The sequence below is a fragment of the Streptomyces sp. WAC05374 genome, from assembly GCF_004353505.1.
Classification (GTDB): domain Bacteria; phylum Actinomycetota; class Actinomycetes; order Streptomycetales; family Streptomycetaceae; genus Streptomyces.
The window spans coordinates 333441-358296 of sequence record NZ_SMNQ01000001.1; the positions used below are offsets into that span (position 1 = coordinate 333441).

Below are 24856 nucleotides of genomic sequence, written 5' to 3' on the forward strand. Positions count from 1 at the left end.
TGGCCCGCGAGGCGTTGTCAGTGGCCGGCCCTACAGTGATCACGTCGGCCTTCGTCCGCGACGGATGCCGGCGTACGGCGGTGCGCCATGCCGCCGGTTGCTCGACGAACGGGGGGTACGGCGATGGAGTGGGTGGCGGTCGACGGCACGGAGGGGGAGTCCGGGCGCGCGGCGTATGACGTGGCGCTGGACCCGTACGCGGAGCCGCGCCCCGCACTCGTGTGCCGGAACGCGGCGGGGCGGGTCCTCAAGAAGGTCCCCGCTCCCGTGCGCAAGAGCGACGAGGCAGATCTGCTCCAGGCACTGGCCGACTGGCTGGCCGAGCACGCGGCACACGCCCGGTCGCAGGCGGAGCGGTGGATGACGCGCTCCCTGCCGCTGCCGGCGAGGCTGCTGCACGCCGTGTGGCCGGACCCTTACTGGCAGCGCGTCCTGCGCCACGCGGTCGTCGCGCCGTACCGGCCGGACGGCTCGGCGGACGTCGCTCGCGCCGGGCTGCTCGTCCGGGCCGGAGGCGACCCGGTGCGGGGGCTGCGGGTGGTGTCGCCCGAGGGGGAGCTGTACCTCGAGGAACCGCTGGTGACGATCCCTCACCCGGTGCTGCTCGACCCCGAGGGACGGGGACAGCTCGAGCGCTGGCGCTCCCTCCTGGACGCGTACGGGGGCGAGCAGGGCGTCGAGCAGTTGCACCGCACGGTGTGGTGGCGGCCCCGTGCGGCGCCCGCGACACGGCACGACTGGCGGGGCGTGGACGCCTTCGACGGGGCGGACTTCGACAGCGGGGCGCGCTTCGAACGGGCCGTGTCCCGGTTCGGCGGCCGCATCCGGGGGGAGACCGCCCACTTCGACGTGTACGCGGGCCGCACGCGTCACGCCATGCGGATCGACCTGCGCTGGCAGGGCCCCATGAGCGGCACCCTGATGAACGACGTGTACTGGGGCGCGCGCGGCACGGCCCGGCAGGGGGCGGGTGCCTACGACGACATCCCGCTCGTCGCCTGGTCGGAGGGCATGCGGACGGTCGCCCACCTGTACGACGCCCGGGACGGTGGCTACCGCCAGGAGGACCGGCCCGACGCGTCCACCGCGTACCAAAGGTTCCTGGCCCGGTGCGCCGAGAACGCGGACGGGGAAGGCTCGGGCGTGGGTGACAGCACGGCTCCCGGGGCGTGGGAGGACTCGGAGCTGCTCGACGCGGGCGGCATCGCTCCGGGTACGGAGCCGGACGCCGCCGCGGGCGAGGACGCGCTCGTCGTGTGCCGGTACGGCTGGGCGGGGCTGGAGGAAGGGGCCCGGATCGTGCGGCTGGTGCCCCGGCGGGCCGCCGGCGCCGAGGACGCCGTGGCGCGGGTGCTCGGTCTCGTCCCCCTGGCCGAGTCAGGCTCCGGGCAGGAGGAATCCGGGCCCGGGGACGCCGGGCGGCGTGACGACACCGGGCGCGAGGTCGCCGGGCGTGAGGTCGCCGGGCGCGAGGTCGCCGGGCGTGAGGTCGTCGGGCGTGAGGTCGTCGGGCGTGAGGTCGCCGGGCGCGAGGTCGCCGGGCGTGAGGTCGCCGGGCGTGAGGTCGTCGGTCGTGAGGTCGTCGGTCGTGTGCGGTCCGCCCCGGCGGGTTTCCTCGCCCGGGTCTGCCGGGCCGAACCCGCCGACGCGCGCCGGGCGATCGGACTGCTGAAACAGCTCCGCGCGTGCGGCGTGACCGCGGCCACGAAGCCGGGGCGCGCGGCCAAGGGCCTGGAGGCGGCCGTCACGCCCCTGGAGAAGCAGTCACCGGGTCTGGTCACCGCCGCTCTGGAGGAGGGCGCGCGGATCGTCGCCGACGCGGGCAGTCCCGCCATGGCCCAGCCGCTGTTCGCGCGCGCCCGTGAGGTGGAGAACCGGAGCGGGGCACTCATCGACGAGGACGCCCTGATCGAGTCGTTCGTGGACTGTGCGGCGGCGGGCGCCGTGTCGAAGCGTGCCCTGGCCGACCACCGCGACGCCCTCGTCGCGCGTCTGCCCGCGCCGGGGGCGGCCCGCTGCTACCGCCGGCTGGTGCTGTCCTGGCACCGAGCGGGGCTGCCGTCCAGGCCCGAGTTCGCACCGGTCCTGCTGGACTTCGCCGGGGGCACGGCACCGGTGGACGAGGAGCACCGGGTGCTGCTGCGCGGCCTGTTGTCGCACGGTGGCATGGACGAGGCCACGATGGACGTCTGGGACGGGTGGGCCCCGGTCCTCACGGCACTGCTCCGGGACGGCACCGTCGGGCCGGAGGAACTGCTCCATGCAACCGCGGCGCCCACCGGCGGCGGGCGGGCGGCGCTCGCGGAGGCGGCGGCGGGATGGGTGAGGCTGCTGCGCGAGACGGGTGCGGCCGCACTCCTCACCGCGACCGGGGAACCGGCACCGGCCGGCACCGGAGAGGCGGGTGCCGCAGTGGACGCCGAGGACCTGTGCGCCTGGCTCGACCGCTTCGCCCGGCGCTATCGGGGCCTGCGGCCGCCGGTGGACGGGCTTCACGAGCTGCTCACGGGGATCGGTGCGCGGCTGCGCGCGGAGGGCGCGGTCTTCCGGGCCCTGCCCGTGCTGCGCCTGCCGGACACCCAGGCATCGGCGCGTGACCGCTGGCTGGACCTCGGCCTGCTCGACGCCCTGCTGGCGGCCGGTGTGCCGGTGCGGGAGGACGCGGCCGAACCGCTCGGGTTCGTGAACTGGCTCGGCCGCGCGAAGGGCGACGACCTCCCGCATGTCCTCCGGGACGACCGCTTCGCGCCCCGGCTGACGGCCGAACTTGCGCACCCGTCCGTCTGCCTGTCACTCAGCCCCCGTCCGCCCCATCCGCTGGTCCAGGACCCAGGGCGCGTCAGGACGCTCATGGCCGGACCGGCGCTGCGCGCCTTCGCCGTCGGTCGCCTGCGCGAGCACGGTCGCCGGGCAGCGGCGGGCGGTGTGCTGCCGCTCCACACGGCACTGCGCGACCTGGAGCCGTTCGCCGTTCCGGCGGCCCGTCGGCATGTCGCCGTGGAGACGGAGCATTTGCTCGCCATCGAGCCCGCCGTGGCACTGGCCCGGACCCTGCGCGACGGCATCCCAGACGAGTGGGGGTGGCCCGGCGACGGCGATCAGTGGCACAGGGGTGACTGGGCGGAGATACGCGACGGCGGTGACGCCCTGCTCCTGGTGGGCGCCGGCCGGGCGGTCGCCGTGGACGGCTCGGGGCTGCGCACGCGCTGGCAGGACGAGACGTACGACCACCGCAAGCCGTGGCAGACGGGCCTGCGCTGGGAGGACGGCGCGTTCGTCACCGTCCCGTTCGACGGGGCCGACCGGGTCCGGTCCCCGGCGGAGCCCGCCGCCCGGGAGACGGTGCTGTTCCCCGGCGACGACCGGCCCCGGACCGTGCACCGCGCCGTACACCGTGTGGGCGGCACCGCCCAGGAGTTCGGCGAGCTTCGGGGCCCCGGCGGCGACGTCGTGGCGGCCTGGGCGCTGACGGGCCGGGGAGTGTTCGGCCGCCGCAATGGGCGGTGGGTCGCGGGGTCCCCGTTCGCCCCGCCCCCGGGCTGGTGGCACCTGCTGCGCCCGCGCGACGAAGAGGGGTCCGCCCGGCTGCGTACGGTCGACACCGCCACGGCGGAGGAACTGCTCGCCGCCGTGGGGCCGGAGACGCGCACCTCGGTACGGGAGCTGCGCGGCGCCCGTTCCGGGGCGAGGGTCGTCCATGAGACCACGCAGCGCGTCTGGTCGGAGTTGGGCGAGGCGATACGGCGGGTGCTGCCCGAAGTGACGCACGAGCACGTGGTGGACGGTCTCGCGGGAGTGCTCTGGTCCGCCGTCGAGTGCCGGGAACTGGCCGCGCGCCCGCGGGGTGCCTGAGCGGTACCGCGCACTGGGGCGGGGTCGTTGGGGGCGGGCGGGCCCCCCGGGGGAACAGCGAGGCGCCCCGGCATGGTTGCCGGGGCGCCTCGTCGCGGTGGTCGGGTCAGCCGCGCGGGCTGCCCGCCGTCTCCAGCGACTTCCCGCCGTCGCCGTCGGCGGCCGCCGCGCGGGCCGCGAGCTGCGGGTTGCGGGCCTTGAGGACCGCCCAGCCGATGCCCAGGCACACGGCCCAGCCGGCGCCCACGTACAGCGATATACGGCTGTCCGGGTCGATGGCGATGAGGCCGGTGACCATGAGCAGGAACGCCACGGCGATCCAACTGCACACCGTGCCGCCCGGCGCCGGGAACGACGAGGCGGGCAGGCGGCCCGCGACGACGGCACGGCGGTAGAGGATGTGGCTGACCAGGATCATCAGCCAGGTCCAGATACCCGCCGCGGTGGCCACGGAGGTGACGTAACCGAACGCCTTCTCCGGCACGACGTAGTTGAGGACCACGCCGATGCCCATCAGGGCGACGGAGAGGGTGATGCCGACGGCCGGGGTCTTGGTGGAGCTCAGCTTCCCGAGCGCCTTGGGCGCCTCGGCGTTGGCGGCGAGGTCACGGAGCATGCGGCCCGTGGAGTACATGCCGGAGTTGCAGGACGACAGTGCGGCGGTCAGGACGACGAAGTTGACGATCGCCGCACCGGCCGGGATGCCGATCTGCGCGAAGGCCGCGACGAACGGGCTCACACCCGCCTCGAACTCGGTCCACTTGACCACCATCAGGATCACGCTGAGCGCGCCGACGTAGAAGACGATGATCCGCCAGGGCAGGGTGTTGATGGCCTTGGGGAGGGTCTTCTCCGGGTTCTCCGACTCGCCCGCCGTCACGCCGACCAGCTCGACGGCGAGGTAGGCGAACATGACGCCCTGGAGGGTCATCAGGCTGGAGCCGATGCCGTTGGGGAAGATCCCGTCGTGGGCCCAGATGTTGGAGACCGCCGCGGTGTCACCGGCCTGGCTGAAGCCGAGGGTGACGACACCGAGACCGATCACGATCATGCCGATGAGCGCGGTGACCTTGACCATCGAGAACCAGAACTCGATCTCGCCGAAGATCTTCACCGAGATCAGGTTGGCCAGGTACAGGACCAGCAGGAAGACCAGGGCGGTCACCCACTGCGGAATCTGCGGGAACCAGAAGTTCACGTAGATCGCCGCGGCCGTCAGCTCCGCCATGCCGGTGACGACCCACATGAGCCAGTACGTCCAGCCGGTCACGAACCCGAAGAACGGGCCGAGGAACTCCCGGGCGTACTCCGCGAAGGACCCCGACACCGGGCGGTACAGGAGCAGCTCGCCGAGCGCCCGCATGATGAAGAACACGATCACGCCCGCGAGGGCGTACATCAGGATGAGACTGGGTCCGGCCTTCGCGATGTTCGCGCCCGCGCCCAGGAAGAGGCCCACGCCGATGGCGCCGCCGATCGCGATCATCTGGACCTGGCGGCTGCCGAGCCCGCGCTCATACCCCTCTTCGGGAGTGCCTCCCGCCGCCGTGTTGCCGTCGTTGTGCTTGCCGACCTGCGCTGAGGTCATGTTGTGGTGCGCCTTTCCGCTCCATACCGACCCCCGCCACTCTCGGCGGCAGATCGGGTTCCGATCCCCCGGACACTGCTGGAGTTGCATGCCGACGATCGGTCGGCTCAGCGCCTCGGCGCGGACATGGGTGTCGTCCGGCAGGCGGTCGGGAAGGTGTATCACGGGGAGTGACGATCGACTGTGACGCGGACCACGTCGTTCAAGGCTTGAAGGGTCATGGCCAGGCAAAAGCGGTGGGGCGGTGACCGGATCGTTATTCGGATCTGAGCATCCGTTGAGCGAACTCCCGCGGATGTTTCCCATGGATGGAGGGGTAAGACGCGCGCACATCGCCGTTTCGCGGACCCGGTCCGGCACCTCCGCCGCGTGGGTCGATTGGCTGATTCCGGACGCCGGCGAATTTCCGGCCCGGGTACGTGATCGCGCACGGACTGTAGCGGCGCAGAGGAGATCATGGCCTCCGCCGCTGGGGCCTGGCGGCATCGGTGGACGGCGTTCGCCTGGATGCTCGTGCACCTCGTCGACACGGCATCCGGCGCCCTGCCGGCACCGGAGCGGCCGGGTCCGGAAGCGGGCGACTGGGCACGGACACTGTGGGCGCGCTGGGGCGGCGGAGAACCCCTTCCCTGGCCGGGAACCGGCGGGGCGCAGGAGGCGTTCTCACCGGTGAGCGGGCGACCGTCCCGCCCTCCGTTCGAAGGACGCACACGACGTGACCAGCGACAAGGCCCGGAAGCTGTTCGAGGCGCTCGACCTCGACGAGGACGGGACGCTCACCCGCGAAGAGGTGATCACCGCGCTGCGGACGAAGGGGCCCTCCCTGGCCGCGGCGGGGGACCTGCCGTTCTGGGGGCTGGGCGACGCCGATGCCTCCTCCGCGCTGTTCGACTCCGCCGACCAGAACGGCGACACGGTACTGACCCTGGAGGAGTTCGCGGCCGTGGTGGACCGCCGCTTCGGCTGGCGGTGAGGGCCGGCCGCCACGGCGCGACGTGGGGGGTGCGTGCCGCCGGGCTCAGGGCCCGTACCGGTGGTCGCCGGACAGGGTGTCCCGCAGGCGTTGGGCCCGCGCCTCGATGTCGCGGCGGACAGCGGGTTTGCGCGTCCTCCCGCTGAGGATGCTCACCATGTCGTCCACCGTCCGCCGGGCCTGCTCGACGCGGCCCGTCCTGGCCTCCATCAGCGCCCGGCGCTTCATCACCCAGCCCAGGGTGAGGTTGTCCACGCCCCGGTTCTCCACGGTGGCGTCGACGACCTTGCCGAGCTGGTCGATGCTCTCCTCGGGGGCGGCTTCCTTGACGTAGGGCTTGCGGTCCGCCGGCAGGTACTTGAAGTCCCGGGAGGCGTTCGCGCCCTTGACCAGCCTCGGGTAGACGGCGAGGGGGTGGTCGGGATAGCGCTCGAGCACCTCCTCCAGCGCGTCGCGGCCCGGTCGCAGCGCGTCGCTGTGGGAGCCGAGGAGGTAGAAGAGCATGCCCTGCTCGTCGCCCATCATCAGCTCGGCCACGTGCTCGTCCTCGTCGCTGTGCGGCGAGCGGACGGTGATGTGGTGCACCGGGGAGAGCACGCGGGAGCCGTCGGCGGCGACGTACTGCGCGCGCAGTCGGTAGCGGCCCGGCTGCTGGAAGTACAGGCCCTCCTGGCCGTAGCCGATGTACGTGCTCCTGTAGAGCGCGGGCCGCTCGCCGTCGAGGCGGAGTGCCTCCGAGTGGTCCACGCAGCGCGTCATCGGCGGCCGGTAGATCCGGGTGTCGCCGGCGGGGGTGCGGATGGCGATGGTGACGAAGCCCTCCTCGGGGTCGAGGTGGCCGTGTGTGGAGCGCCCGTTGATGTCGGTGGTGGACAGCTTGAGCTCCACGACGACCGGCTGCCCGTACCGGAAGGCGCCGGGCGACCGGATGTCCAGGGCGAGGCCCGAGTGGTTGACCACCGGGTCGCCGAACAGGTCGGCGTCGATCTCGGCGGCGCCGGTCGTGAAGGGGTTCCCGCCCATGGCCACGTCGCGGTAGAAGCCGTGTCTGAGGTGGATCAGCTCGTTGTCGGTGAACTGGAACGGGAACGCCGCCCAGTAGGCGGCCTCGCCGCCGGGTGCCGGGGGCGGGGGCTGGTACCGGCCCACGTAGTTCATCCAGGACAGGTCGCCCAGGCCGCCGTTGGGTCCGAGGGGCTGCGGCGGGGTGGCGATGTTCTTGTCCCAGGAGTGCAGCAGGTTGAAGGCGTGGCCCAGCTCGTGGACGTAGGTGCGGAGCTGGGCCCGCCGGCTGGCGGGGTCGGTTCCCTTGATCACGTCGTGGAAGACCGCGGCGCCCTGCCGCTGGAACGTTCCGCCGCCGTCGAACATGATGCCGCGCGTGTCCCTCCGTACGAAGGCGGTGGCCACGAGCATCCAGACCCGCCAGAGCGGGGCGTCCTCCCAGAGGCTGAAGTGGTTCACCATCGCGTTGTGCAGTTCGGAGGGGTCCCATCTCGCGTCCGCGCCGGCCGCGTCGAAGTCGATGACGTTCGGCGTCCCCGCCACCTGGACCTCGATGCCGGCCTCCTCGAACGCCTTGGGCACAGTGAGGGTGCGCGGCGGGCTGGAGGGCGGCCGGGGCAGCGAACCGGTGTCGTACGAGACGAAGGGCACGGTCCCCGCGACGGAGTCCTGTTCGAGCTGCACGCTGCGCAGGTGCGGTGACACGAAGGAGCAGAGGTGGGTGGCGCTGGGCGGTGCGCCCTGCGCGGTGGAGAACTGCACGGTGGCGATGCCCGGCCGGGGCTGGAGCGCCGTGCCGCGGGGAATGGTCACCCGTACGTGCCGGGAGCCGATGGGGAAGCTGAACCTGCCCTTCCCCTCAAGGGTGACCGTGCCGGGTGACTGGGTGATGACCGGGGCCTCGACGACGAAGGAGCCGGCGTAGGTGGAGGTGGCTCCGCTGTTCTGGAAGAAGTCGCCGCTCAGCCGCATGGTGGGCCGGACACCGTCCACGTCGACGCGCAGTTCGAGCTGGGTTCCGGTACCGGCGCTGCGGTAGCGGCCGCGCACCAGGCGCTTGACCGGATGGGCCGTGGCCCTGAGCGCGGCGTGCGCCTCGAGCTGGGCCACTCGCGCCTGGAGCTGTACGGCCTGCTCGCCGCCCTCGAGCTCCGCGGCCGCGGTCATCTCCTGGAGCTGGGCCAGCTCCTGCCGCGCGGCGATGTCCTCGAGTTCGACCTCCATCGATGAGGGGGCCTGGCCGTCCAGGGACGTCGGGTCGGTGATCATCGACATGGGGTGTGTACTCCTTCTGCTCCGGCTCCGCGTGTCGGGGACGGCCGCGTATGAGGGCGGGCCGTGACCGGGTCGGGCTCGCCGGTCCCAGCCCACCACAGCGAGGCCGCGCTCACCTGCGGCGTGCGCCCGGGCGGGTGGCGCCGCCCTCCCGGGGCGTGGCCACCCGGTGGCGCCCTTCCGGGGGGCGGGGCACCTGGTGGCGTCGCCCCGGTGTACGCGGCCCGGTTCGTGGACAGCGTCCGGGAGGGCGCCCCGGCCCGGCGGGCAGGGCGGGCACGGCAGGGCGGGCAGGGCGGGTCGGGCACGGCAGGGAGGACGGCGGGATGGACCGGAGCGTGTGGGACGGCGTGGAGCGGCTGCGGCAATGGCTGGACGCGAAGGCCGCCCCGGCGACGGCCGGAGACGTACGGCTGCTGCGCGTCCTCAAGATCGGCGAGGAGTACGGGGAGGTCGCCGAGGCCCTGCACGGGGCGCTCGGGGCCAACCCGCGCAAGGGCGCCTCCCACACGTGGCAGGACGTGGAGCAGGAGTTGTGCGACGTGATCGTGACGAGCATGGTCGCGCTCGCCACGATCAACGGGGACGGGGCACGGCTGCTGGACGAGCGGGTCCGCCACCTGGTCCGGCGCGCCCTGCCGGACGAGCCCGCCTGAGGCCCGGCCGCCCGCCGCTGCGCGCCGCAGCCGGGGGTGACGTCACCGCCGTACGCCCTCTCAGTGGAACTCGTGGACCACCTGGATGCGGCCGACGATGTGCGCGTTGAAGTCGTCGAGCTCCTCAGCGGGCACCCACAGCTCGAGGATCGTCCGTCCCCCTGCCTGCTGGACCGGGTAACGGCGCAGGAAGTCGGACTCGACCTCGAACCGGGTGACGTAACCGGCGCCGGAGTGCTTGACGTTCCAGTCCCGGGCGATCCTGACGGCGTAGTCCTCGTTGAGGACCGGATAGAAGATGGGCTGCTCCGGCAGCCGGGGCGGCCAGGCGCGCCAGTCCAGCTCCTGGACCAGCCGCAGTTCCTCGGGGCCGGTGGGCCGCCACAGGGTCGTCGTCGATCGTCGGCTGGTCACGGGTGTCGCTCTCCGTACGCGGCGACCGCTGGTACGGCCGGCCTGGGGCCCCGACGGTACCGGCAGTGCGGGCGTGACGGCCAGGGAGTTTCAGGCGGCGGGCGTCTGGGGGTCGCGCGTGGGCTTGCCGGGGGTGCTGTGCGGCCCTCCCACGGAGTTCAGGACGGACTGGGCCTGGTTGTCGACGAGTTTGGTGAACAACTGCTGGGAGTATCCGAAGATGACGGCCCAGGCGACGATCTGGGCCGAGGAGTCGAGGGCTTGCAGCCCGGGGACGAACTCGCCGCGCATGAGCAGCAGTCCCAGTACGGCGGTGAGCGCACCGGTGGGCAGTTTCAGCAGGGCGAGCGCCACGGGGACGTTGTAGGGGGTGGACGTGCCTTTGATCCGCCGCAGGGATGTGGCGGCGGCGACGGCGGCCGCCACGATTCCGATGAAGAGGACGACCGGGTAGTCCCAACTGGAGGCGACCGTGGCGTAGAGGTCGTCGATGTCGCCGTCGGGGTCCCGGCTGCCCTCGGACATGTCGCTCTCCGTGGGGCAGACGACTCCGATCTTCTCCGGCCGGAAACAGAGGGGCACGGTTTCGGGGGCCATGGCACCCAGGACGCCCAGGACGACGACGATGACGGAGAGCGCGACGGACATGCCGTAGACGACGTACGTGAAGCTGCGGACCCGGAGGTTCTCGCGGAGATGGGAATGGCGGGCGACGGCCACCGCGTCGACGACCACCTCCCGCTGTACCTCATGGAGGGCGGAGCCGCTGCGGATGGCCAGGGCGATCTCCTCGACCTGCACCCTCCGTTCGTCGCTCACGGGGAGGTGCTCCCGGATGTAGGCCACCAGCCCGGGCATCATGGCGGTGACCTCGTCCAGGGAGGCGATCCTGAGCATGAGGTTGTGCGCCACGTCGAAGCGCGTCTGGGCCACGGCCAGATGTGCGGCCGGGATGCGCCGGCGGTGGTCGTGGCGGAGGGTGCTCCTGGCTTCCTCGAGTTCCTTGAACGCCTGGTCCGCCAGCGCTTGGGCCTCCACCGGCAGCTCGCCGCGCCCGGTCTTGGCGCGGAGCAGCGCTTCGAGTTCGCTGATGCGCGAGGTGAGGCTCTCCCGGAGCTCCCACAGGCCCTTCTCGTGCGCGCTGCGCCTCCGGCGGTCGCGGAGTCCGGGTCTGTCAGCCATGGGTCCACCAGTGCCGGACGGATGTTTCAGCAGACGAAGTCCGGGCTGTTGGCCCAGAACGTCAGATGGGACCAGGTCTGCGCTCCGCAGAGGCCGTCGACCGTGATGTCCGCGCACCCCTGGAACCTGCGCACCGCGGCGTCCGTGAGGGGGCCGAAGATTCCGTCGACGACGAGTCCCTCACCCGTCAGGGAATTGTTGAGGTAACACTGTGCCTGTTGCACACCGACTCCCGAGGAGCCGATTTTGATCGTGGGGCGGGCATTGGTGTGGTTGCAGATGTCGACGGCCATGGCGAACTCCTGTCTCACATGGTCCTTCAGAGAGTTCGGGGCGACGACCGCGCTTCTCCCCCGGTGGCGCCCTCGCGGGTGTGGGCAGGTGCCTGCCGGCCGGGCTGTTGGTCCTGACTGCCGGTCCTGTCTGCGGAGGGGAACAGCCGCTTCCCTGGGTGCCACCTGTGCTGTTGGTCCATGGCCCCGAAGGTGTCGGGCGATTGTGCGCTTTCCATGTCGACTTGCTCGTGTCCTTCCAGCGTACGGCACCCGGCCACCGAATTGAATAAGAGAAAGTTCAACGGGAGAATTCTCAACAGCACTTGAGGGCATGGCCTGCCGACCTGAATAGGCATACCGTTGAAGAGGGGGCCAATTGGGCTGCACGCGACGGAAGTGGTGACCATGGGCAGGCTGACCCCTTACGCATTCGAAACGTACCGGGCTGTGGCGGACAGTGGCCGTGCCGCTGAGCTCGCCGAGACCACATCCCCGTTCCAGATAGAGGTGCGGTTCGTCCGAGGACTGACGAACAGCCAGAAGAGCGTCTTCGCGGAGGCCGCCGACCGTTGGGCGCGCGTCATGGTGGGAGACCTGGAAACCGCGATCATTCGCGACTTCTCCGGTGAGGTGGTGGTCGACGACCTCCTGATAGACGCCGAGGGCGTCCCGATCGACGGCGTCAACAACAATCCCAACACCCTCGGGGAGGCCGGACCCACCCGGCTGCGCAGCAGTGAGGCGTCCAGCGGAGCCGGGCTTCCCGTGACGGGCATCATGAGGTTCGACAGTGCCGACCTGGCCGCGATGGAAGGTGAGGGGACACTGCTCGACGTCATCACGCACGAGATGGGGCACGTGCTGGGAATCGGCACCGTCTGGACGGACTTCGGGCTCCTCAAGGACTTCCCGGGAACCGACCCGACCTTCGTCGGGCCGGGTGCCATGGAGGAGTTCGGCAGGCTCAAGGACAGGGGGCCCACCCCGGTGCCGGTGGCCAACGAGGGCGGCTCCGGCAGTGCGGGCGGTCACTGGCGGGAGAGCGTCTTCGTCAACGAGCTGATGTCGCCGAACATCGAGGGCCGCGACAACCCGCTGAGCCGGCTGACGGCGGCGAGCCTGGGTGACCTCGGGTACGCGGTCGATCTCGACGCCGCCGAGGACTACGTACTTCCGGATCTGTTCGAGATCGCGGCCTCCGGCCGCGTCCTGCCGTCGGTGAGCCGGCACGTGGTGCTCCCGACCATCCCCACCCGTGTCCCGGCCGAGAGGCCCTGAGCCGGTGCGCGTGCCGGCGCCCGGCCCGGATGTCCGGGCCGGGCGCCGGCACCGGTGTCACGCCGCCCCGAGGACCGTCCCGATCCTTGCGGCGACCTCCGGGTGGAGCAGGTACTCCTCGATGTCGTGCGCCCGGTCCCGGGCGTTGGTGACGGCCATGTCGGTCAGCTCACTCTGCCACGTGTCACCGAGGGGGCATCCGATCGCCACGGCGTCGTTCGGGCACCAGACGTTGACCCACGGGAACTGGCCGTCCGGGAGTTTGGGGCCGCCGACGAGGAGCCGGCTCTGGACGGTGTCCAGCCCGAGGGGGCTGCCGGCGGTGACCAGCAGGGCCATGTTCACGTCCGGGCCGAGGCGCGTCAGGAGATCCATGCCGACGACGGTGCCGAGGCTGTGCGTCACGAGGACGAGCTCGCCGGACGTGGGCACCGAGCGGAGCACTTCGTTCAGCACCGCTTCACGGACCTCCTGGTCGTCGAGGTAGGCGGCGACGTCACGGAGGATCGTGGCGATGACCCACTCGTCCAGGTCGGTCTTCGCGGCCAGCCAGCTCAGTTGCCGTTGCAGCGCCCCGACGAGCGAGCCCCCGAACGCCTCGTTCGCCGTGGCGCCGTCCGGCGGCATGTGGGCGTTCGCCGCCGCCTCGGCGATGAGCCGCTCATAGGTGCCTCTGGCCGGGCCCGCCGGTGCGCACGCCTCCGCCGCCATGCCGGCCGTGGCCGTCCGTGTCGCGGTGGCCGGGCGGGGAACCGACTCGTTCCGCTCGACCGCGCCGATGAGCGTGTCGCCGTAGTACGGGAACCAGGTGTCCCCCGGGTCGATCGGTGCCATTCCGGCGCGGGTGAGCCCGTGGTTGAGTCCTGCGGACCAGTCCCGGCGGAGCATCTCGACGTCCTTGCCCTGCTGGCTCCTGCCGTGGACGAACACGAGGTGGCGGGTGCCGCCGAACGCGGTCGGGCCGGCGCGGAGGCCGACACGGGTGCCGGTGGACTCCCGCGTGGGACCGGGGGCCACGGGCGGGGTTCCGGTGGTGGCCACGGGCGGGGTTCCGGTGGTGGCCGCGGGCGGGGTTCCGGTGGCGTCGGCGGGTGGCAGGGGGGCCGTCCGCGGTGGGGCGCCGGCTTCCTGGAGGCCAGAGTCCGGCCCCATCTCGGCCAGCAGGGCGCGTCCGGCCGGGTCGAGCGGCAGCCCGGCGAGGTGAGTGAGGATGGAGCTGATGCGTACGCCTTCGTTCGCGACCCAGGCGATGGCGTCGTCGCCGTCGCCGGGCTGCCACACCTTGCCGTCCTTGCGCAGGGTGCGGCCCCGCTCGTCCTTGTCCGGCACCCCGCTGTGGTGCAGGGCGACCACTTCCCACTGGTCGTTGAAGACCGGCGAGCCGGAGTTTCCGGGCTCCGTGTCGGTCTTGTAGTGCAGGAAGTCGTCCATGCGGACCTGGAGGGCGTTGTCGCGGACCGCGACCTCCTTGAGGCGGCCCATGGGATGGCCGATGACGTTCACCGGCTCACCGATGACCAGCTTGCCGAGCTGGACGCTGAGCCTGTTCCACCCGAACACCTCCCCCGGCGGCACACCGTCGGCGGAGCGGACCAGCACCAGGGCGAAGTCCAGCCGCTCGTTCGCGACGAAGAACGTGCCGGGGTCGAGCTCCAGCCGGATCGAGGCCCCGGGGGTGTTGTCGACGGTGACCTGGGCGTCGAACTCGACGAGGCACTGCTGCGTGGACGCCGCGTCGGGCAGGACGTGGTGGTTGGTCATCAGCAGGCGCGGCGAAACCAGGAAGCCGGTGCCGATGGGCAGCTCGCGGCCGTTCTCCCGGGCGGAGATCCGGGCGACCGTGCGCGCCGCCCGTGCCCCGCGCGGGAGGAAGCTCCATGCCTGCAACTCCTTCGACAGGCCGAGGATGCGTTCGTAGGCGGCGGGCGCGGTCAGGTGCTCGTCGCGGATGCTCTCCACCGCCGCAGCGGCGGGCACCGCCTGGCGATCGAGCAGCCGTGCGGCGCGTACCGCGATGGCCTCCGGTGAGTCGGGGAACTTCACCCCCGCGTCCAACTGCCGCTCGACGTCCTGACGCTCGGCGCTCGTCCGTTGATACCGCTCGGCCGCGGCCTCGGCCTGCATGAGCCGTTCCGCGCCCTCGCTAACCGTCACTGCCATGTCCGGCCTCCGGTCTGTTCCCGGGCTGTGCCCGCTGCTCGGCAGGTGACGGCGGGCCGGTCGCACGACGGGGCCGGTCACCGCCTCCCCGGGGACGGCGGTGCCATCCGCCTGCCGGGGCGGGGTGCTGATGGACCTCCCGCGGAGCGGCCCCACCCGGACACAACCCCACGGGAGGCACTGTGTGTTGCTTCGATGTCCGCTTCACCCGGCGGCTCCGTGCGGCGGCCCCTCCGGGCGTGTGTGTGGTCTCCTCTCCGCACCGGGCGGTGACCGCCCTAGGCGAATACCTGGTAGGGAACCCGGAGCTTGGTCCAGGACTTCTCCCCCGGCCAGCCGTCGGCGTCCGCGCCCCTGAATCCGAGCTTGCGCTGCCACATGGCATAGGAGTCGCGGTGCTGCTGGTTCCACTGGGCCGAGGGGCCGCCCGGGCCGTATGCCGAGCACCTCTCCTCGATCAGACGGGCTCCCATCATGGCGATGATGGGGCTGTTCGGTTGAGTCTTGAACCAGGCAGCTCCCGGGAAGGGGACGAACTGCGCGCCGGGCTGCGGTGCTTCCTGGCTGACGATCAGCCGTTGGCCGATCTTGATGATGTTCGGGTTCGGGATGTTGTTCCACGCCTGTAGCTGCTCGACCGTGGTGCCGAAGGTCCGCGCGATCGCGTACAGAGTGTCACCCGTCTTGACTGTGTAGTATTTACCTTCAGTTTCCATGCTTTTATGCTAGGCGCATTCTCCGGCATATGCATGGCTGCAATTGCGCTCGAACGACCCATCGCGATACCTGGGGCACGCACCTGACGTCAGTTCAGGGATGTTCAACGAAATTGAGGTAATTGACCGGGTGACATTTGAACCGGCGACCACGGGGGCGGTGGCCTTGGCGGGTGGGGCGGCGGGTCACAGGCCGGCGGGGCGGTGGGCTGTGGCCGGTGTTGACCTTCGACCTGGCTGAAGCTCGATGATGCCGGGGTGCCACACGCCGAACTGATGCCGATCGGGGACTTCGCCCGGCGCAGCGGCCTGACGCCCAGCGCGCTGCGTTTCCACGCCGATTGCGGGCTGCTGCGCCCCGCCGAGGTCGACCCGTTCTCGGGTTACCGCTACTACGGCGCGCACCAGGTGCCGCGGGCCGTCACACTGCGCCGGCTCCGCGAGGCGGCCATGCCCCTCACCACGGTCGAAGCGGTGCTCGACGCCGGCCCCGACGACGCGTCCCGGCTGATCGACGAGCACGTCGCCAAGGTGCTCGGGGAGGCGGCGGCGGCCCAGCGGCCGGCCATGACCGTCAAGGCCTCGCTCACCCGAGCGCCCGCCGTGCCGGTCACCACGCTGAAGGGCCCCGTACTGGCCGACGCGGTCGAGCAGGTCCTGACCGCCACAGCGCGCGAGCCGGGGATGCCGGCGCTCGGCGGCCTGCGCGTCGAGGCAACCCCGGAAGCGGTCACCCTGACCGCCACCGACCGCTACCGGCTCTCCACCCGGACCCTGGCGACCGGTGGGCCCGGGACCACCTGCTGGGCCGCCACCATCGAGGGGGACGACCTGCGGGCAGCGGTCCCGGAGGTCCGCCGCAGCCCGCTGGTGCGCCTGGAGGCGACGCCGCACGGAATGTGGCTGCGGCTGGGCGAACGGGACGACCGGCACTGCCGACCGCGGGGACCTCACCACCCTCGCCATGCCCGTCCAGGACCAACGCTCCGAGTGAGCCGACCGCGAAGGATTCCCATGACCGCCCCCCATGACCGCCACCCCCATGGCCGCCACTCCCACCGACCCCAATCCCACCGACCCCAATCCCACCGACGCCGGCCCCGCTCACCCCACCGCCGCCCACCCCGCTCCCGCCCACCCCGACCCGACCCGACCATGGAGGCGATCGGGCAGGCCGTCGCCGAGGGCCATGCCGGCCGCTCCGCCTCCGCCCGGCGCGAGCTCCTGGACCTCTGGGCCACGATCGGGGTCACCGGCGACCCCCTGCACCGCTGCACGCTCGCGCACCACCTGGCCGACCTCTGCGAAGACCCGGCCGAGGCCCTGACCTGGGACCTGCGGGCCCTGGACGCGGCCGACGCACTCACCGAGCAGCGCGCCCAGGAACATCACGCCGGCCTCCGTGTCGCGGGGTTCCATCCGTCCCTCCACCTCAACCTCGCCGACGACCACCGCCGGCTCGGCTCCTTCCGCGCCGCCGCCGAGCACATCGAGGCGGCCCGCCGGCACGCCCCCGCCCTCCCCGACGGCCCGTACGGCGCCATGATCCGTACCGCCGTCGACGAGGTGGCCGAGGCCATCACCCGACGGGACACCTCACGGCGTTCCACCGCGCCGGGCCCCGCCGCATGACCCACCACACCGCGCCGGGCCCCTCGCCCGCGCTCTGATGTTCGGTCACCTGCCCGTACACCGACGCACGCCGGCCGACCTTCCGGGCCAACTCCCCCCATTGTGGCGGCCGATGGACGCAGCACGGCACACACCGCCACACACCGCAAGAAGTGTCGTTTTCGGCCAGGCATAGCGAAATAAATGCGGTCAATTTTGCGATGGACACACGAATGATCCATTATCATGACTGCGCGTCAGTTTCCGGCGCGCTTCAGGGGCGGGGGGCTCGGGGGTCTCCCCCGCAGACCGTTCGATCCCGCAGGCGGCGAGTTCGTGGTCTCGCCACGCCGCGGTGACTCCCACCCTGTTCCATTCACCTAGGCAAAGGCCGCATGTCCGCCCATCAGCTACCGGACCTCATACGGTTCGCCCGTCACAACTCACCCTTCTACCGCGATCTTTACGCGTCCCTGCCGCCGGACGCCGACCGCCTCACCGACCTGCCGGTCGTCGACCAGCAGGCGTTCTGGTCGGCCAACACCGTGCGGGACAACCGTGTCCTGACCGGTCCCCTCAGTGAGGCGACGGTGTACAAGACCGGCGGGACCACCGGCGCACCCAAGTTCTCCGTCTACACCCGCGACGAGTGGCGCACGTTCGTCACCGCCTTCGGCCACGGGCTGGTGGACGCCGGGCTGCGGCCGGGACACCGTGTCGCGGACCTGTTCTACGCGGGCGAGCTGTACGCGAGCTTCCTGTTCATCCTCGATGCGCTCGCCCACTGCCCCGTCGACAACGTCCGGCTGCCGATCGGCGGCGCCGCACCGCTGGAGTCGACGGTGCCCACGCTGCGCGACTTCTCCGCCCAGGTCGTGGCCGGTACGCCGACCACGCTGTGCCGGCTGGCCGACCACGTGGTCGCCACCGGGACCCGGCCGGACGCCGTGGAGCTGATCCTGTTCGGCGGGGAGGCGCTCTTCGCCGACCAGCGGCGCCTGCTGGCCGCCGCGTTCCCGAACGCCGAGGCGCGTTCGGTCGGTTACGCCAGTGTCGACGCCGGCCTGCTCGGCCGTCCCGTGCCGGGTGCCGATCCGCGCGTACACCGCGCGTTCACGCCGCACTCGGTGGTCGAGATCCTCGACGACGCCACGGACGAGCCGATCGCCGAGCCGGGGCGCCCCGGGCGGGTCGTCGTCACCAGCCTCTTCCGCCGCCTCATGCCCATCATCCGCTACCCGGCGGGCGACCGCGCCGAGTGGACGGACCCGGCGGCCGGTCACTTCCGCATCCTCGGGCGCGCCGAGGAGGGCGTCCGGGTGGGGCCGGTGTCCCTCTACGCGCAGGACGCCCAGGACGCCGTCTCCGGGGCCGACACCACCGGCCGCGTCGTCGGCATGCAACTGGTCGTACGCCGCTGGGACGGCCGCGACGGGCTGATCCTCCGGCTGGCCACCGCGCCGGGGGACGACGACCCGGCCGGTCTGGAGCCGCTCGCGAAGGCCGTCGTCTCGGCGCTGGAGAACGCCCGGCCGCTCTACCCCGACAGTGTCCGCGCCGGCTTCGTGCACCCGCTCGCCGTGCAGTGGGCGCGCCACCGCGACCTCGCCGCCAACCCGCGTACGGGCAAGCTCGTCCGCGTACTCGACGAGAGGCCGACGGCATGACCGCCCCCAGTGCCCCGAGCGCCCCCCGTGCCACGAGCGCGGACGGCGCCAGGGGCCGGACCACTCCCCCGGCCCGGGAGCGGCGGCTGCCGCTCGTGCTGCGGAACCGTGCGTTCGGCGCCGTGTGGCTCGGGCAGGTCCTGACACAGGCCGCCGTGCGCATGTTCCAGGTGGGTGTCTCCTGGTGGCTCGTCGCCTACGCCGTCGAGGGCGGGCAGGGCCTGGCCTCCGGGGTCCTCATGGCCGTCAGCACACTGCCCGCCGTCGCCCTCGCGCCGGTCGTGGCCCGTGCCGTGGCCCGGATCGCCCACCGTTCCGTCCTGCGCGCCGCCGCAGGGGTGGCGGGCGCCGCCGCGGCGGCCCTGGCGGCGTGGGCCTGGTCGGGCGACCTGCCGCTGCCGGCCGCCTACGCCGCCGCCCTGGCCCTGGCGGCCTGCCAGGCCTTCTTCGACCCCTGCCTGACGACCTCCGTGCCCGAACTCGTCGACGACGAGGACATCGAGGCGGCCACCGGCTTCGAGCTGTCCACGCAGTCCCTGGCCGGTCTCGGCGGTGCGCTGCTCGGCGCGCTGATCGTCGACCGGGCCGGGGTGGCCGGACTCGCGGCGGGCTGCGCGACCGCCTACGTCACGGCCGCGCTGCTCATCACCGGCGTACGCTTCCGGGCCGCGTCCCCCGCCGCGCCGGGAGACGGCCGTACGCCGAACGAGCACACCACGACGGCGGACGGCGGACCGGCCGCCCCGCGCACGTTGCGCCGCATCCTGGGCGAACTGCCCTACGTCCGGCGCATCCTGCTCTGCTTCACCGCGGCCAACCTCTTCACCACGGCCGTCTTCGTCGTCATCCCGCTGTACACCCGGTCCGTGCTGGCCGGGGGCGGGGGGACGGTGGCGTTGCTGGAGGCCTCGCTGGGCATCGGCACGCTGGTCGGCTCGTTCACCGGCGCGCGGGTCCCGGGGCGGCCCACCGTGACGGGCGCGCTGTGCCTGGGGCTGATGGCCGTCGCCCTGGCGCTGCCGGGGCTGTTCGCGGCCCGCCCGGTGTTCGCCGGCTGCCTGGCCGTGGCGGGGTGGTGCGTGGGCGTCGTGGGGGTCCGGTTCGTGGCCCTGTTCCAGCGGTTGGTGCCCACGGCCGACAAGCCCGGCTTCTTCGCCGTGATGCAGGCCGTGCTGGGGGCGACGTTCCCGGTGGGCTCGCTGCTGTTCGGGTTCGCCGGGGACCACCTGCCGGCGCAGACGCTGTGCCTGGTGCAGGCCGCCGGCCTGGTGCCCGCCGCGTGTGCCCTGGCCCTGCTCACGGGGCGCAGCGCCCCGCGGCCCGCAACTGCCGGAGGTGCACGGTGAACGCCCCCATCACGCCCGCCCGGGCCGCGGACATCGCCGAGCTGCGCCAGCTCTACTACGCCGTCTACGGGCCCCACTACCCCGTCGCGCTGGGCACCGACCCGGCCACCATGGCCCGGTTCGTCGACGATCCGCACACGCTGTGGCTCGTCGCCCGCTGCCCCGGCACCGGCGCCCTGGCGGGGTCGGCGGCCGTCCGCAGCGAGCCGGGCAGCCGGATCGGCCGCCTGGAAGGGCTCGCCGTGCACCCCGACCACCGGTCCGGGGGGCTCGCCGCCCGCCTGACCGAGGCACTGTGCGCCGGGACGCTGGACGCCGGACGGCTGGACTCGGTGTACGCCACGGTCCGCACCGTCGGCGCCGGTCCCCAGCGCGTCGTCGCACGCAACGGCTTCCGCCCGTTGGGCGTCCTGCCCAACGCCGTGGACTTGAGCAACCGCGAGAGCCTCGCGCTCTACGCGCGTCACCGGCCGGGTGTACTGGAGCGGCGCCACCCCGTGCCGGAGGTGCCCGCCCCCCTGCTCCCCCTCCTGCGGACCGTCGAGCGCGCCCTGGGCGTGACGTACGACGGCACCCGGGCCGTGGCACCGGCCCCCGCGCCCGGGTGCGGCGCGACCGGGCCCCTGGAGATGATCGAGGCCCCCGCCTTCGTACGCAGGCGCTTCCGGGAGCGGTTCCCGGACGCGGGCGGCTGGTTCTACCCGCTGCACACGCCCAATGTGCTGCTCACCCCGGAGGACGGGCGCTTCGAGGTGTACGCCTGCCTCAACCGCGCCGGCGGGTACGGCTCGCTCATCGCCGCCCACCCCGATCCGGCCGCCGCGGCCGCCTGTCTGGAGCCCGTCACCCGGGCGCTCACCAGGGCGGGCGCGGGCTACGTCGAGGCGCTGGTGCCGCTGGCGCACCACGAGGCGCTCTCGGCGTTCCTGGCCCAGGGGTTCGTGGCCGGCGCGCTCTACCCGGCCATGCGGCGGGACGGGGACGGCTTCCACGACTTCGTCGTCCTGTCCCGGTCCAGCGAGCGGATCGACTTCCGCGGCGTCGCGGTCGAGCCGCCCCTCCAGCCCTACCTGGACTGTTACCTGTCGGCCTGGGCGTCGACGTACCTGCCCACTTTCGAGGTTGCCCCATGAATCCCCATCTCGCCCCGGTCGGCGTCCCCGACCCCGCCGCGCTGCCGCACGTGCAGCGCCTGTGCGACCTGGCCGACCCGTACACCCGCGGGCCCGCCGAGGACGAGCTGTTCGCCGCGGCCATGGCGGAGATCAACGCCTGGCACACCGAACGCTCCCCGTTCTTCCGCTCGCTGTACGAGGCGACGCCGCCGGCCCACCCGTACCGCACGCCACTGGTGCACGCCAACTTCTTCAAGCGCCACGAGGTGGTGTCCATCCCGCGGGACGAGGTCGAGCTGCGCCTGACGTCCTCGGGCACCACGGGCCAGAAGTCGCAGATGTTCTTCGACCGGTGGACCATCCGCTCGGCGCAGCGCATGGTGGCCCGGATCTTCGAACGCAACGGCTGGATCACCCCGGAGCAGGAGGTCAACTACCTCCTCTACAGCTACGAGCCGGCGCCCGCGCTCGACCTCGGCACCGCCTTCACGGACAACTACCTGTGCGACTTCGCGCCGGCGCGCGGCGTCGCGTACGCGCTGCGCGACACGGGCGGCGGGAGTCACGAGTTCGACCCCTTCGGGTGCGTCGCGGCGCTGCGGCGCTTCGAGCGGGACGACGCGCCCGTGCGCATCCTGGGCTTCCCCGCCTTCCTCTTCTTCACCCTGGAGCGGATGCGGGCCATGGGGCTGCCGCCGCTGCGCCTGCCCGAGGGCTCGCTCGTGGTGCTGGGCGGCGGCTGGAAGGGCCACGCCGACCGGCGCATCGGCAAGGAGGAGCTGTACGCCCGCGTCACCGAGCAGCTCGGCATCCCGGGCGAGCGGGTGCGTGACACGTTCGGCTCGGTCGAGCACTGCGTCCCGTACGTGGAGTGCGACCACCACCGGCTGCACGCCCCGGTCTGGTCGCGCGTCGGTGCCCGCTCCACGCGGACGCTGGAGCCGCTGCCGTACGGCGAGACCGGCTTCCTGCACCTGGTGTCGCCGTACATCACCTCCGTACCGGCGCAGAGCGTGGTCATGGGCGACCTCGCCTCGGTGCACCCCGGCGACGCCTGCGGATGCGGGCTGGGCACCGACTGGTTCACCGTCCACGGCCGTGCCGGGGTGAGCCGCAACCGAAGCTGCGCGGTGGCCGCGGCGGAACTGATGAAGGGAATGTCGTGACGACCGTGCAGCCGCACAGCACCGGCGAACACCACTACTGGCAGGGCGCCTTCGTCGGGGACGAGGAGGCCGGGCGGCGCCTGGCCGGGCTCGCGGGAGCGGTCCAGGACGCGCTCGGCACTCCGCTGGAGACGCACACCCTGCTGGCCGCCTGCGACGCCCTGTCGACGGCCCTGCTCGACCCCGCCCACCCGGTGCGCGCCCGGCTCGCGCGCCATCTGCCCGAGGGCGAGGACCCGTCGCTGCTCGCCGAGCTCGGGGCCCTGCTCGGCCGCCGTGAGCTCACGCGCAAGCTGCGCCGCGAGCTGGGTGACACCGCCCCGCAGCGGCTGAACCGGCCGGACGCCCGCGAGACCGTGTACGAGGCGTGGGCGCCCGTCGGCCTGGTCGCGCACATCGCGCCGGGCAACGCCGCCACGGTCGCCCCGCTGAGCGTCGTCGAAGGCCTGCTCGCCGGCAACGTCAACATCCTCAAGACCAGTGGCTCCGACACCCTGCTCGCGCAGCACCTGCTGGCCGAGCTGGCCGCCCTGGACCCGAGTGGTGCCGTCGCGGCACGCGTGATCGTGCTGCGCTTCCCGTCGGCGCGCCAGGAGTGGCTGCGCCTGATGTGCGCGCAGGCCGACGCGGTCGCCGTGTGGGGCGGCGAGAGCGCGGTGGAGGGCGTCGCCACCCATGTGCCGCCGGGGTGCCGCCTGGTGGAGTGGGGGCACCGCATCTCGTTCGCGTACCTGACGCGCGACGCCTGGGGCGAGGCGGCGACGCTCGACGCCCTGGCGGATGACGTGTGCCTCTTCGAGCAGCAGGCGTGCGCCAGCCCGCAGGTGGTGTACCTGGACACCGAGGACGAGGCGGAGGTGTTCGCGTTCGCGGAGCGTTTCGCGGACGTCCTGGCGGCGCGCGGGCCCGCCGCCGCCGACGGGGCGCCGGACCGCGCCGAGGAGGCGGAGGTGACCACCACCGAGCTGCTCGCGCGACTGGAGGAACACCTCGGTCTGACCCGGGTGTTCGCCGCCCCCGACGGCTCGTGGCGGGTCATGGCCGACACCCGTCCGGCGCTGACCGCGTCCCCGCTGCACCGCAGCCTGTGGGTCAAGCCGCTGCCGCGCGAGCGGGTGGTGGGCACGCTGCGCCCCATGCGGCGCTACCTCCAGACCGTCGGCCTCGCGGGCAGCCGTACCGACGTCGCGGAGCTGTCACGCGTCGCCCTGGCCGCCGGTGTCACGCGCGTCACACCCGTCGGCTCCATGCACGACAGCTACTCCGGCGAGCCGCACGACGGCGTGTACGCGCTCCAGCGCTACAGCCGCCGCGTGGCGGTGCACGCCGGTGACCGGTTCGCCACCGTCGCCTGCCTGGACGACCTGGCCCGGCCGGTCGTCCTGCCGCCGCCCGCCGGCCCCCTGGTGGGCAAGGAGGAGGTCCAGGAACGCCACCGCACGGTCGCGCGGGCCGACGCCGAGCTGTACTTCCGCAGCGGCGGCACCACGGGCGCGCCCGCCCTGTCGCTGTTCAGCTACGACGACTACGACACGCAGATGCGCGCAGCCGCCCGGGGCCTGCTCGCCGCGGGCTACGACCCGGTGCGCGACCGCACGGCGAACCTGTTCTACTGCGGCGGCATGTACGGCAGTTTCCTCAGCTTCTTCTCCATCCTCGAGCGGCTCGGCGGCGTGCAGTTGCCGCTGGCGGCCGGCCCCGACCACCGGGCGACGGCCGAGGCGCTCATCACCCACGGGGCGGACACCCTCTTCGGGATGCCGTCGTACCTGTGGCAGCTCCTGCACGACCAGGCCGGTCCGCTGCGCGCCTACGGCGGCATCCGGAAGATCTTCTACGGTGGCGAGCACTTCACCCGCGAGCAGCGGCGCACGCTAGAGGAGGGCTTCGGCGTCGAGGTCGTCCGCTCCCTGACGTACGGCAGCACCGACCTCGGCCCGCTCGGCTACCAGTGCGCCGAGAGCACCGGCGGGGTGCACCACCTCCACGCCGACCTGCACACGATGGAAATTCTGGCGCTGGACTCCGACCGGCCGGTGCCGCCCGGCGGGACGGGCCGCCTGGTCTTCAGCACGCATGAGCGGCGCGGCCAGGACCTCGGCCGTTACGTCATCGGTGACCTCGGCCGCGCGGTCCCCGGGCGCTGCCCGTGCGGGAGCCACGCGCCGCGTTTCGAGCTGATGGGCAGGCTGGGCGACGTCATGCGGGTCGCCACGTACTCCCTCCATCACGGCCGTTTCGTGTCCCTCGCGGAGGAGCGGGGCGGCTACCGCGGCGAGCTCCAGGTCGTGCTCGCCGGCCAGGACGCCCGTGAGCGGCTCACCGTCCGGGTGGAGCGGGCGGGCGCGCCGGACCCGGAGCGGCTGCGGGAGGTCTTCCTGGACGGTTATCCGGAGCTGCGGGCGGCCGTGGAGGAGCGGCTGCTCGACCTGTCGGTCGAGGCGGTGGACGGCTCGTCGCTGGACCGCAGTCCGACGAGCGGCAAGCTGCGCGGTGTGGTGGACACGCGGGCGTAGTCCCCGCGCCGGCCGGGCGGCGGGGCCCCCTGGGGGTGGGGGGCCGCCGCGGTCCCGGCGC

17 protein-coding genes are annotated in these 24856 nt (G+C 72.8%); 10 read left to right on the plus strand and 7 right to left on the minus strand.

The window, feature by feature from the left end; all coding sequences use genetic code 11:
* Nucleotides 1-123 precede the first annotated feature (123 nt).
* Nucleotides 124-3852 carry a DUF4132 domain-containing protein gene (locus tag E2B92_RS01615; RefSeq protein WP_160159725.1) on the plus strand — a complete coding sequence of 1243 codons (3729 nt, stop codon included), beginning with the start codon at nucleotides 124-126 and terminating at the stop codon, nucleotides 3850-3852.
* 106 nt (nucleotides 3853-3958) lie between these two features.
* On the opposite strand, the gene E2B92_RS01620 is transcribed toward E2B92_RS01615, so the two are convergent.
* Nucleotides 3959-5440, minus strand: a complete 1482-nt coding sequence (locus tag E2B92_RS01620; protein WP_133087355.1) for an amino acid permease — start codon at nucleotides 5438-5440, stop codon at nucleotides 3959-3961.
* Nucleotides 5441-6155: 715 nt separating this feature from the next.
* Between E2B92_RS01620 and E2B92_RS01625 the strand changes: the two genes are divergently transcribed.
* A complete protein-coding gene (locus tag E2B92_RS01625) occupies nucleotides 6156-6413 on the plus strand; it encodes an EF-hand domain-containing protein (RefSeq protein WP_126889347.1) in 258 nt (85 codons plus the stop codon).
* A 45-nt stretch (nucleotides 6414-6458) separates the two neighbouring features.
* Here the strand turns inward: E2B92_RS01625 and E2B92_RS01630 are convergent, their stop codons facing one another.
* Nucleotides 6459-8693 carry a hypothetical protein gene (locus tag E2B92_RS01630; RefSeq protein WP_126889348.1) on the minus strand — a complete coding sequence of 745 codons (2235 nt, stop codon included), beginning with the start codon at nucleotides 8691-8693 and terminating at the stop codon, nucleotides 6459-6461.
* Nucleotides 8694-9019: 326 nt separating this feature from the next.
* On the opposite strand from E2B92_RS01630, the gene E2B92_RS01635 reads away from it, so the two are divergent.
* Nucleotides 9020-9349 (plus strand): MazG-like family protein, encoded by a 330-nt coding sequence (locus tag E2B92_RS01635; protein WP_126889071.1) that lies wholly within the window; start codon nucleotides 9020-9022, stop codon nucleotides 9347-9349.
* 60 nt (nucleotides 9350-9409) lie between these two features.
* On the opposite strand, the gene E2B92_RS01640 is transcribed toward E2B92_RS01635, so the two are convergent.
* The 3 genes from E2B92_RS01640 to E2B92_RS32585 all read right to left on the minus strand — a co-directional run bounded on the left by E2B92_RS01640 (nucleotide 9410) and on the right by E2B92_RS32585 (nucleotide 11238).
* Nucleotides 9410-9763 carry a hypothetical protein gene (locus E2B92_RS01640; RefSeq protein ID WP_126889070.1) on the minus strand — a complete coding sequence of 118 codons (354 nt, stop codon included), beginning with the start codon at nucleotides 9761-9763 and terminating at the stop codon, nucleotides 9410-9412.
* A gap of 90 nt (nucleotides 9764-9853) precedes the next feature.
* Entirely contained in the window at nucleotides 9854-10945 is a 1092-nt protein-coding gene (locus E2B92_RS01645; protein ID WP_126889069.1) for a hypothetical protein, read from the minus strand.
* A 26-nt stretch (nucleotides 10946-10971) separates the two neighbouring features.
* A complete protein-coding gene (locus tag E2B92_RS32585) occupies nucleotides 10972-11238 on the minus strand; it encodes a peptidoglycan-binding domain-containing protein (protein WP_160159726.1) in 267 nt (88 codons plus the stop codon).
* Nucleotides 11239-11667: 429 nt separating this feature from the next.
* Here E2B92_RS32585 and E2B92_RS01655 point away from each other — a divergent pair, with 429 nt between their 5' ends.
* Nucleotides 11668-12498 carry a leishmanolysin-related zinc metalloendopeptidase gene (locus E2B92_RS01655; RefSeq protein ID WP_235023637.1) on the plus strand — a complete coding sequence of 277 codons (831 nt, stop codon included), beginning with the start codon at nucleotides 11668-11670 and terminating at the stop codon, nucleotides 12496-12498.
* Nucleotides 12499-12555: 57 nt separating this feature from the next.
* Here the strand turns inward: E2B92_RS01655 and E2B92_RS01660 are convergent, their stop codons facing one another.
* Both E2B92_RS01660 and E2B92_RS32850 read right to left on the minus strand, forming a co-directional pair.
* Nucleotides 12556-14658: a trypsin-like serine peptidase gene (locus E2B92_RS01660; protein WP_133087356.1), complete on the minus strand. Its 2103-nt coding sequence runs from the start codon at nucleotides 14656-14658 to the stop codon at nucleotides 12556-12558.
* A gap of 278 nt (nucleotides 14659-14936) precedes the next feature.
* Entirely contained in the window at nucleotides 14937-15374 is a 438-nt protein-coding gene (locus E2B92_RS32850) for a peptidoglycan-binding protein (RefSeq protein WP_235023638.1), read from the minus strand.
* A gap of 276 nt (nucleotides 15375-15650) precedes the next feature.
* Here E2B92_RS32850 and E2B92_RS34065 point away from each other — a divergent pair, with 276 nt between their 5' ends.
* From E2B92_RS34065 to E2B92_RS01695, 6 genes are all read left to right on the plus strand, one after another.
* Nucleotides 15651-17006 (plus strand): MerR family transcriptional regulator, encoded by a 1356-nt coding sequence (locus tag E2B92_RS34065; protein WP_443070234.1) that lies wholly within the window; start codon nucleotides 15651-15653, stop codon nucleotides 17004-17006.
* A 374-nt stretch (nucleotides 17007-17380) separates the two neighbouring features.
* Nucleotides 17381-18652, plus strand: a complete 1272-nt coding sequence (locus tag E2B92_RS01675) for a phenylacetate--CoA ligase family protein (protein ID WP_126888944.1) — start codon at nucleotides 17381-17383, stop codon at nucleotides 18650-18652.
* Nucleotides 18649-19998, plus strand: coding sequence for an MFS transporter (locus E2B92_RS01680; RefSeq protein WP_126888945.1), 1350 nt, complete (start codon nucleotides 18649-18651; stop codon nucleotides 19996-19998). Before E2B92_RS01675 ends, E2B92_RS01680 begins: the two co-directional genes overlap by 4 nt.
* Entirely contained in the window at nucleotides 19995-21131 is a 1137-nt protein-coding gene (locus tag E2B92_RS01685) for a GNAT family N-acetyltransferase (protein ID WP_126888946.1), read from the plus strand. The genes E2B92_RS01680 and E2B92_RS01685 overlap by 4 nt, the downstream gene beginning before the upstream one ends.
* Nucleotides 21128-22279, plus strand: coding sequence for a LuxE/PaaK family acyltransferase (locus E2B92_RS01690; protein ID WP_126888947.1), 1152 nt, complete (start codon nucleotides 21128-21130; stop codon nucleotides 22277-22279). The genes E2B92_RS01685 and E2B92_RS01690 overlap by 4 nt, the downstream gene beginning before the upstream one ends.
* Nucleotides 22276-24795 carry an acyl-CoA reductase gene (locus E2B92_RS01695; RefSeq protein WP_235023639.1) on the plus strand — a complete coding sequence of 840 codons (2520 nt, stop codon included), beginning with the start codon at nucleotides 22276-22278 and terminating at the stop codon, nucleotides 24793-24795. Before E2B92_RS01690 ends, E2B92_RS01695 begins: the two co-directional genes overlap by 4 nt.
* Nucleotides 24796-24856 lie beyond the last annotated feature (61 nt).